This is a genomic window from Corynebacterium sp. HMSC08C04 (assembly GCF_001807495.1).
In the GTDB taxonomy this organism is placed as follows: domain Bacteria; phylum Actinomycetota; class Actinomycetes; order Mycobacteriales; family Mycobacteriaceae; genus Corynebacterium; species Corynebacterium simulans.
The window spans coordinates 95,102-103,989 of sequence record NZ_KV789230.1 but is presented as its reverse complement, the minus strand read 5'-3'; the positions used below and the strand labels follow the sequence as shown (position 1 = coordinate 103,989).

Here is an 8,888-nt window from a genome sequence, read left to right as displayed (position 1 = left end):
CGGATTGCCCCTACCAACTACGCCGAAACGGCAGACAACCGGCATAACTCAATACTGCAAAATATAGGAATCGATCCTTCGAGAATGTCCGTAGACCACTGGGTGAGGACCAAATAGAGTGTTGAAAACTCCACTAGGTAATGATGGGTCGAAAGGCAAAGTCTTTAGTCTCGTCATTGCCTACTTTTTTATGTCTCTGTGCGGAGCGATGACTTCGATCGCAATCTCACTCAACTTCGCCACTCGGCCAAACGGTGAAGCACTTGTGGCCACTGTTCTAGTAACAGGGGCCTGCGCTCAGGTATTTGTGTCCCCTCTTTTGACACCATTCTTTGATCGAGCAAATCCTTTTACGGTGGCAAAGCTTGGAACAATATTTGAGTGCCTTACTCTCATTTTCTTGTGCGGCTTTCCATCAACGCTCACTCTCATCGCAGGAAATATCGTAATAGCTACGTTGAGTGGGATTACCATTCCAGCCTATTACGCAATTGCAGATTCAAGCCTAGATGCCTCGGACCAAGCCCGGGCTTTTTCCTACTTGGACACGGCTCGGCTATGTGGCAGCTTCGTAGGCCCTGTACTCGGCGGCGGATTCCTAGACATCGCCTCACTACGCACAGTATTTGCATTGGAGGCCCTAGCCGTCGGGAGCTCAATTATTGTGGTGCAGCGTTTGCAAAGACAAGATTGGCCCCTAGTTCCATCAACTTCCCCCCACACTCTCAAGGCCGAGGCCCCAAGTCCTCTGCACAGCATTGTTGAAGCTCCAAAAATACTTCTTAACAATCCACGTTCGCGTCAGGCGCTGACAAGCATCTGGGCCGCGATTATCTTCACATCGATTTTTAACGTGGCTCTCGTGTTCTTCGCCACTCAGTCCCTGAATACCAGCGGGTTTTTATATGCAATAGTCGCCCAGTGTTTTGTCGTGGGACGGATTTTAGGCGCAAGATTTTCAGCAAGACTTACGAAGGCAAACGCCCTAGCGACCTTGATCAAAAGTGGAATAGGAATGGGGATCTGCATCTCGATCCCAGGCTTTGTGCCCGCGTTATTTCTCTGTATTCCGCTTTTCGCATTGGCTGGAATGTTTAATGGACTCCAAGTGTCTGCTCTAAGAATAGTGGTCGTCAGCGCCGTCGATCCAAAGATTAAGCCCAAAGCGTTAGTAACGATGGGGACGATTAACAATTCGGCAATGCTGGTTGGATACATTGTGGGTGCACCGACGGTATCTGCCGCTGGACCGAACGCTGCATTAATCATCGCCGGCCTCGGCACAGCACTGTTTACTGCGCTTCCTTCGTTATGGAACAAGCTCACAAAGCCGTTCCTCCGAAGTAATTGAATGCCACGATGTGAAAGCTAGCGGCCTGCCAACTCCGCTTGGACCCAGGCCTTATGAGCCTTGCGCTGAGCGGAGTACTCAGCCAAGGTCTCGGTGGCTTCTACGCGCCACTTCTTAAACACGAGCATCGACAACGGCAACGCCACGAATAGGGCAAGCAGCGCTGCGAGCAGTACTGGAATGGGGAAACCTGCCAGGATGGCGATGAGCTCGATGACCACCGTGAGCAGGATGAAAAGCACCAGGCGGGCCAAGCCGTACTTCCAAAGCGCGGCGCGGGAGCGGCGGCGCAGCTCGGGATCGGGTGCCGGCGGCTCCGGATTATGTGCAGAAGAAGTATCAGTCATGGGGCTAAAGTCTACGCTTTCGATTCCGTAGGATATAACGCATGGGTCGTTTGATTTTGCTTGTCTTAGTTGTTCTTGCCGCCGTACTGGTCTGGAAGGCTTTTGGCCCTTCCAGCTGGAAGAAGCCGCAAACAACGCAGCAGCGCCCAGCCATCAAGGGCCCAGACGACGATGAAGAGTTCCTGTGGAACCTCGAGAAGGAGCGCTTCAAGGAGCGCCGCGCCCGCGAAATGCAGGCCGAGCGGGAAGCCGAGGAGCGCCGCCGTCAACAGCGCCGCGAGAGCCACCGCGACGAGCCTTCGCGCGACGAAACGGACGAGAAGTAGGGTGCATTCTCCGCCGGCACGGAATGGTTTCCCTCTAAAGGTCCCTCTCTACGGGTAGCTTTACGAGTAACGGCACCCCTGAAACGCGCTTCATGGTCCCATTGCCCCACAAAGGGACCCAAGCAATGGGACCATGAAGAAAGTGATGGAAAGCTACGCCGCTAAGCGCGCGGCTGGAAGCTCATCTCAAGGCCGAGGGCCTCCGCGACCGCGGTGACCTTCTCCCAGCGCACACCACTACCGCCATGCTCGATGGTGTGCAAAGTGGAGCGAGATACGCCTGCGGCATCGGCCAGTTGCTGCTGCAGGATACCGAGCTCGCGACGGCGAGCAGCGAACTCCGCGCCGATGGCGAGCAGCTGCGGGTTATCGCCTGCTGGCTTTCCTTGCTTATTTCTTGGCTTATGCGTATCAGGCACTAGTTCAACCCCGCGTAAGAGTGCAGACCGGAAACAACCATGTTGATGAAGAACAGGTTGAAGACCATCAAGGAGGTCGCGGCAATGTTGATCCACGGCGAGAACTTACGCCAGGACGGCGTCGCACGCGCGTGGAGGTAAGCCGCATAAAGAATCCAGGTAGCGAAGGAGACGGTTTCCTTCGGGTCCCAGCCCCAGAAGCGGCCCCATGCGGATTCCGCCCAGATGGCGCCGAGGACGATACCCAGGCCCAAGGTCGGCAGTGCGATGATGCCGAGGCGGTAAGCAAGCTGATCCAGCTTCTTCGCCGAAGGCAGCGGTTTTGCCACAACTCCAGCGAAACTACGCTCAGCGCCCTTCGGCTGCCAGACACGCAACATAGTCAGCAAAGACGCGATACCGGAAACCACGCTGATGGAAGCACCGAGGGAAACCACAGTGACGTGGATTGGCAGCCAGTGCGACTGCAGCGCCGGGACAACCGGAGCGGATTCCGCATACAGCTTGGTGGAACCGTAGAACATCAGCGCCAAAATCGGAGTGAGGATCCACGGCCACATCGTGCGCCATTCCTTGCGCTGCATCGCGATGTTGGACACGATGAGCACGCCAGCGGTCACCATCAGCACGTACTCATACAGGTTGCCAAACGGGAAGCGGTGTGTGGCTAGGCCACGCAGCACGATTGCCACGACGTGGAGCACAATGCCCAGCCACAGCAGCATCTGCGTCATGCCGCCGAGCTTGTCAGCCTTTTCCTCGAGGACGCTGGGGTCTTTGACTGGGGTGGTGTCGGCGACGGCGGCGTCGGCAAGCGCAGCGTCATCCTCGCCTGGTGCGTAGGGGCTGCCGCCTGCCGCTACCTTCTGCTTGGACTGCGCGCGATCTGCTGCAGCTGCGCGGCGGGCATCGATGACCGACTGCATGCGGCCGTAGTACGCGAGCGAGAGAAACAGCGCGATGGCGTAGATAACGAAGGCCGTTTGGACGGCGATGTCGGAAAAATTCGACAGATTCTGATCGATCAGCATTGAAAACCTTGCGCTTTGCTCCAAATAGTACCTGCATACGATACTCCCGCATGCAGGCGACATCAAACTTTAGTCGGATGAATTAATCATCCACCCATATCTCGTCCTCTTCTACTTCGTCCGGGTCAGGCAGTTCCAAAAGCTCGCGATAGAGCGCGTAGAACTCCTCGGACCAACCGGCGCGGTCGGTGCGGGCAAGACCCGCCATCTGGATGTCGGTTCCTCCATCCGCGGCCGGGCTAATGCGCACCCACACGCGGCGGCGCTTGATAACTAGCGAACCGACCAAGGAGACGAGCATCAAAAGGGCCGAGACCAAGACCCACTTTTGGAATGGGTCATAAGAAATCTGGTAATTCGCGTACTGGGAGGCACCGTTGAAGGTGACCTTCGTGCCATCGTCCAGCGTCACGGATTCGTTCTGCGAGAGATTCACGCGGTCAATCTTCTGCAGCTGGCCCGAGTGCACCAAGGAGGAATCCAGATCGAAGATGGACTGGGCGGTACCGGTATCGAGGCCGGCATCGCCGCGATAGATGTCAATGGCCAGCGCCGGATCGGTAAGCCCTGGGTACGCGGAGGTCAGCAGCTGACCGTTCTCCCCGGACCACTGTGCGGTCGGCGCGAAAAGGCCCTGGATGGCGAGCTGATTCTGGCGACGCTCAAAGAGATCCGGGTACATGCCAGCCGGCGGGTCGAAACGCATGACGCCAGAAGAAAGGAAGCGAACCATGTCATCGGGGCGGAACTGGATGGTCTGGGTACGCTTCTCGCCGTTTGGCCACTCCACCGTCACGGTCGGCGCGTAGCCGTGGCCCTGCAGGTAGACGCGGTTATGGGAAAGGCGCAGCGGGTGGTTGACGCTGAGCTCATAATCCTTCCAGCTAGAAGGATCGGAGTAGATGTCATCGCCTTCCGCATAAGAAACGTTCGAAGTGAACATCTCCGCCTGGCCGTTATCCAGGTAATCCGCAGTGAAGTCGTGGGCTACGAAGCAGAACGGGTGCAGGCCCGTGCCGTCGAAAAGCGAGCCAGCGCGGAAGGAATCATAGTTCGAGGTCGAGGTATTGCAGAACTCGGTGGACTGATCCAGTTTGGTCTCCCCATCCTGGGAACCGGACTCGGTGACCACGATGACTTGGCCCTCGTAATTAGACAGGCGGCCGGCGGCAACGGTGACCAAGATGGCCACCAAGGCAATATGGAAAATCAGGTTGCACAGCTCGCGGGCATAGCCGCGCTCAGCGGAGAAAGACTGCTGCCCCTGGCGGTCTTCTTCCGGGCCTGATTCAGCAACGCGCCACTTCTTCAGCAGCTTGGTTACTCGAGCTTTGATTTCCTCCGGCGAATGCTCCGAATGACCTTCGGCGTGAAGCGGCATCTTTTCCAGGTACTTCGGAGCACGGGTAGGCGGGGTCTTCCAGGCTTTGTAGTGCTCCCAAGAACGCGGGATGATGCAGCCCACGAGGGAGACCATCAGCAGCATGAAGATGGCCTGGAACCAGATGGAAGAAAAGACGTCGAAAAGCTGCAGTTTGTCGTAGATTTCTGCGACCTTGCCGTGCGAGCTGATGAAGTCCTTGACGTTAGCCTCGTTGAGATCGCGCTGCGGCAGCAGCGAGCCCGGGATGGCCGCCAGGGCGAGCAAGAACAGCAACGCCAGTGCGGTGCGCATGCTGGTCAGCCAATGCCATGCCTTGCGCAGATAGCGAACGATAAGTTTCATATGCCTTCTTATCCTCTTAAATTAGGGTCGCGCCGTATTCAAACGTCCACTGGCGGATGAAGCTGATGAAGTTGCCCCACAAGCCGGTAGCCAGTGCGAGGCCCACCAGAATCATGGCGATACCACCGATGATCTGGATGGTGCGAGAGTGTTGCCGCATCCAAGAGATAGTGCGCATGGCACGGGCTGAGCCCAGCGCAACGAGCAGGAAAGGCAGCCCCAGACCCAAGCAATAGCCGATGATAAGGAAGGTTCCGCGCACTGCGGTCATGCCTTCAGTGCCAACGGAGACAGAGATAATCGCCCCGAGCGTAGGCCCCAGACACGGCGTCCAACCAAGAGCAAAGACGCCACCAAGCAGCGGCGCACCCAACCACGTGGTCCAGCGCCGCGGCGCCATGCGGGTGTCCTTTTGCAGCACCGGCACCACGCCCATGAACACAACGCCCATGAGGATGGTGATGATGCCGCCTATCCGCATGAGCACATCAGCGTTGAGCGTCAGCGCGGAAATCGCACCGAAAACAGAGACCGTCGCCAGTACGAATACCACGGTAAAGCCCAGCACAAACAGCGCCGCGGCAAGTACTACGGCCCATTGCTTGCGCTTGCCGACGCCGATGCCATACTCCGCGTCATAACTAACCTCACCGCCAACCACACTGGCCAGGTAGGAGATATAGCCGGGAACGAGCGGGACCACGCACGGACTGGCAAAGCTGACCAAACCAGCGGCCATGGCGAGGAGAAAACCTAGGGCGAAAGGACCACTAGTGATGACCGATTCGACGTTGAGCGCCGCATCCGTAAAGTCCATGAAACCTCGCGCAATTCTAAATAAGTTGTCTAGCAGTGGAAACTACTCTTTTTCCAGCGAATCTACGACTTCGAGAACATCCTTGTCGGTGATCTCGCGCAGAAATACGGCGGCTGGTCGATGCTGCTTATCGAGCACGATGGTGGTTGGCACGACAGAGGTCGGTACGCCGCCAAGAGCCGCAGCCGTCTTGAAAGGCGGATCGTAGATGGACGGATACTCCAGCCCGTTATCTCCCAAAAAATCACGGGAAATTTCCGGGTTGAAGTCGCGGACATTAATTCCCAGAACTGTACCCGTACCGCGTTTGGTCAGCTCGGCATGGATGTTTTGTAAGTCATCCGATTCGGAGCGACAAGGAGCACACCATTGTCCCCAAGAGTTCAGTACGACGATCTGGTCAGAGAAATCATCCAGAGAAATGGTCTGGCCGTCGTGGCGCAGATTCTCTCCTGTGAAGGACTTCAACGGTTTGCGCTCTTCGGGCGCATATTTGATTACTTTTTCTCCGCCTGGAGCAAAGAATTCAAAGGTGCCGCCACTCGCCACTGCATTTTGTGCTTTATCTGCGTCTTGACTGCACGCAGTGGTAGCCGAAGCGACAACCATCAACGAGGCGACTACAGGCAAAAGTTTGTGTTTCACGGGCTCTGCCTTAAATATCCTGCGCCGGGGAGGAGTAGAAGATGTCGATGAGCTGGTCATCTTGGAAGACGAGCGAGGTCACCGAGGCAAGGTCGCACTCGCGGTCCCATGGTGCGTGGGCAAGGCGCTTGCCTAGTGCGGTGCGCTGGACCATGACGATGGGCAGCTGGTGGGAGACGATGATGGCCTCGTGGCCTTCTGCCTTATCGCGTGCGCGCTCGACTGCATTGACCATGCGGGCAGCGATCTCCTCAAAAGGCTCGCCCCAGGAAGGCTGCATCGGGTTGCGCAGCAGCGGCCAACGCTGTGGGTTCCATAGCTGGGAATTCCAGCCCTTGGTGCGCAGGCCCTCAAAACGGTTACCGGATTCGATGACGGACTTGTCGATCTCAACGTCAAGGCCGGTGACCTTGGAGATAGGCTGCGCAGTTTCCTGTGTGCGCTGCAGCGGCGAAGCCACCAGGTAGGTCACGTCGTGGCCGCGGAAGGACTCCGCAGTGCGCGCCGCCATGGAGTGGCCGCGGGAGGAAAGGTGGTAGCCCGGGATGCGTCCGTAGAGGATCTTTTCCGGGTTGTACACCTCACCGTGGCGGACCAGGTGGACGATAGTCGTCGACATAGAAGTTCCTTTCGCTCTTCTTTAAATGAGCTTTAAGCGCGCTGGGTTGCTGCGGCAGCCTTTGCTGCGGGCGCGAGCGCCTTTTCGATTACCTCAAAATCATTGTCGGTCAGCGCATCGGAGACAAACCAGGTCTCAAAAGCTGATGGCGGAACGTAGACGCCGCCTTCCAGAAGAGCGTGGAAGAACGGAGCAAAGCGCCAGGTATCAGCAGCCTTCATGTCGTCGAAGTTGCGGCCGCGTCCCTCAGCGAAGCGGATGGAGAACATCGAGGAAGCGCGCTGAATGTTGTGCGCCACGCCTTCCTTATCCAATGCTGCAGAGATAAGACCGGTTAGGCGGTCAGCGTTTGCGCCAAGGCGCGGGTACAGCTCTTCGTCGGCAAGCTCCAGGGACTTCAGACCAGAAGCCATCGCAACTGGGTTACCGGACAAAGTACCTGCCTGGTAGACCGGACCAGCCGGTGCCAGGTAAGCCATAACATCCGCGCGGCCACCGAAAGCAGCAGCTGGCAGACCACCGGAGACAACCTTGCCGAAGGTGACCAAGTCACCAGCGACGCCGTCGACGCCGAACCAGCCCTTGTGGGAGGTACGAAAACCAGTCATGACCTCATCCAAGATGAGCAGCGCGCCGTCGGCATGCGCGATTTCCTTCAACGCCGCATTGAAGCCCTCATCGGGAGCCACGGTGCCCATGTTGCCCGCGGCTGCCTCAGCAATGATGCAGGCGATCTCACCTGGGTGTGCGGCAAAAGCCTCACGGACAGCATCCAGATCGTTATAAGGCACAACGATGGTATCGGCAGCGGTTGCGCCGGTAACGCCCGGGGAATCCGGAAGGGCGAAGGTAGCAACGCCGGAGCCTGCCGACGCCAACAGCGCGTCGACGTGGCCGTGGTAGCAGCCATCAAACTTCAACACCTTTGCGCGACCGGTGAAGCCACGGGCCAAGCGTACGGCGGACATGGTTGCCTCAGTGCCGGAGTTGACCAGACGCACCTGCTCTACTGCGGTGCGCTCCACAATTCGCTCTGCCAGCAGGGTTTCCGCCTCGGTCGGCGCGCCAAAGGAAAGGCCATCGACCGCTGCCTTCTGCACAGCCTCCACGATTGCCGGGTGGGCGTTGCCGTGGATCATCGGACCATAGGAGCTAACAAGGTCAACGTACTCGTTGCCGTCGACGTCCCACAGGCGGGAAGCTTCGCCGCGCGCGATAACGCGGGCTTGACCGCCGACCGAACCGAAGGCACGGACCGGAGAGTTCACGCCACCTGGGGTGACCTTGGAGGCGCGCTCGAACCACTGGGTGGACTGGGAAACTGGCTGCTGACTCGTATTAGGCATAGCCAACATTGTAACTGCTTTGTCCCTATACAAAAGTTGGAGTGTCCGAAACGCGCCACCGCACCCAGAGCACTTCGCCGAATTGCATCCGCTCCATCTACTCCACGCGCTACTTACCCTGCACAGGTTTCTAATTGCCGTTAAGCTACTGTCATCGCCACGATCGCAGCGCCGGGGGAACAACAAAGCGCGCTGCACACCGACTGCTCATGCAGCTTGCAACCAACACTCGTGGCGGTGGTTTTAAAAGGGGGAAATTTT

10 protein-coding genes are annotated in these 8,888 nt (G+C 57.7%); 2 read left to right on the top strand and 8 right to left on the bottom strand.

From position 1 onward, the window contains the following. Nucleotides 1–121: 121 nt before the first annotated feature. A complete protein-coding gene (locus HMPREF3169_RS12005) occupies nucleotides 122–1,351 on the top strand; it encodes an MFS transporter (RefSeq protein ID WP_049146071.1) in 1,230 nt (409 codons plus the stop codon). A 17-nt stretch (nucleotides 1,352–1,368) separates the two neighbouring features. Here HMPREF3169_RS12005 and HMPREF3169_RS12000 read toward each other — a convergent pair whose 3' ends face one another. Further along, nucleotides 1,369–1,698 (bottom strand): DUF4229 domain-containing protein, encoded by a 330-nt coding sequence (locus HMPREF3169_RS12000; RefSeq protein ID WP_061920409.1) that lies wholly within the window; start codon nucleotides 1,696–1,698, stop codon nucleotides 1,369–1,371. A gap of 41 nt (nucleotides 1,699–1,739) precedes the next feature. Between HMPREF3169_RS12000 and HMPREF3169_RS11995 the strand changes: the two genes are divergently transcribed. Next, the gene (locus HMPREF3169_RS11995; RefSeq protein ID WP_070432528.1) at nucleotides 1,740–2,024 is read left to right on the top strand and encodes a hypothetical protein; all 285 of its coding nucleotides are present in this window, start codon (nucleotides 1,740–1,742) and stop codon (nucleotides 2,022–2,024) included. A 161-nt stretch (nucleotides 2,025–2,185) separates the two neighbouring features. Here the strand turns inward: HMPREF3169_RS11995 and HMPREF3169_RS11990 are convergent, their stop codons facing one another. The 7 genes from HMPREF3169_RS11990 to hemL form a co-directional block, all read right to left on the bottom strand. Further along, a complete protein-coding gene (locus tag HMPREF3169_RS11990) occupies nucleotides 2,186–2,443 on the bottom strand; it encodes a helix-turn-helix domain-containing protein (protein ID WP_061920405.1) in 258 nt (85 codons plus the stop codon). Then, nucleotides 2,443–3,474, bottom strand: coding sequence for a c-type cytochrome biogenesis protein CcsB (ccsB, locus tag HMPREF3169_RS11985; RefSeq protein ID WP_070456819.1), 1,032 nt, complete (start codon nucleotides 3,472–3,474; stop codon nucleotides 2,443–2,445). The genes HMPREF3169_RS11990 and ccsB overlap by 1 nt, the downstream gene beginning before the upstream one ends. A gap of 82 nt (nucleotides 3,475–3,556) precedes the next feature. Then, complete coding sequence (locus HMPREF3169_RS11980) at nucleotides 3,557–5,200, bottom strand: cytochrome c biogenesis protein ResB (RefSeq protein WP_070456816.1); 1,644 nt, start codon at nucleotides 5,198–5,200, stop codon at nucleotides 3,557–3,559. Between the two features lie 16 nt (nucleotides 5,201–5,216). Then, a complete protein-coding gene (locus tag HMPREF3169_RS11975; protein ID WP_070432525.1) occupies nucleotides 5,217–6,017 on the bottom strand; it encodes a cytochrome c biogenesis CcdA family protein in 801 nt (266 codons plus the stop codon). A gap of 42 nt (nucleotides 6,018–6,059) precedes the next feature. After that, complete coding sequence (locus HMPREF3169_RS11970) at nucleotides 6,060–6,626, bottom strand: TlpA disulfide reductase family protein (RefSeq protein WP_070432564.1); 567 nt, start codon at nucleotides 6,624–6,626, stop codon at nucleotides 6,060–6,062. A 46-nt stretch (nucleotides 6,627–6,672) separates the two neighbouring features. Further along, a complete protein-coding gene (locus tag HMPREF3169_RS11965; RefSeq protein ID WP_061920396.1) occupies nucleotides 6,673–7,281 on the bottom strand; it encodes a histidine phosphatase family protein in 609 nt (202 codons plus the stop codon). A gap of 32 nt (nucleotides 7,282–7,313) precedes the next feature. Next, nucleotides 7,314–8,636 carry a glutamate-1-semialdehyde 2,1-aminomutase gene (gene hemL / locus HMPREF3169_RS11960; protein ID WP_061920394.1) on the bottom strand — a complete coding sequence of 441 codons (1,323 nt, stop codon included), beginning with the start codon at nucleotides 8,634–8,636 and terminating at the stop codon, nucleotides 7,314–7,316. Nucleotides 8,637–8,888: the final 252 nt, after the last annotated feature.

Excerpts from the sequence above, each read along its gene's own strand:
- HMPREF3169_RS11970 (WP_070432564.1), bottom strand. The coding sequence starts at position 6,626 with ATGGTTGTCGCTTCGGCTACCACTGCGTGCAGTCAAGACGCAGATAAA.
- HMPREF3169_RS11965 (WP_061920396.1), bottom strand. The coding sequence starts at position 7,281 with ATGTCGACGACTATCGTCCACCTGGTCCGCCACGGTGAGGTGTACAAC.
- HMPREF3169_RS12000 (WP_061920409.1), bottom strand. The coding sequence starts at position 1,698 with ATGACTGATACTTCTTCTGCACATAATCCGGAGCCGCCGGCACCCGAT.
- HMPREF3169_RS11975 (WP_070432525.1), bottom strand. The coding sequence starts at position 6,017 with ATGGACTTTACGGATGCGGCGCTCAACGTCGAATCGGTCATCACTAGT.
- hemL (WP_061920394.1), bottom strand. The coding sequence starts at position 8,636 with ATGTTGGCTATGCCTAATACGAGTCAGCAGCCAGTTTCCCAGTCCACC.
- HMPREF3169_RS11995 (WP_070432528.1), top strand. The coding sequence starts at position 1,740 with ATGGGTCGTTTGATTTTGCTTGTCTTAGTTGTTCTTGCCGCCGTACTG.
- ccsB (WP_070456819.1), bottom strand. The coding sequence starts at position 3,474 with ATGCTGATCGATCAGAATCTGTCGAATTTTTCCGACATCGCCGTCCAA.
- HMPREF3169_RS11980 (WP_070456816.1), bottom strand. The coding sequence starts at position 5,200 with ATGAAACTTATCGTTCGCTATCTGCGCAAGGCATGGCATTGGCTGACC.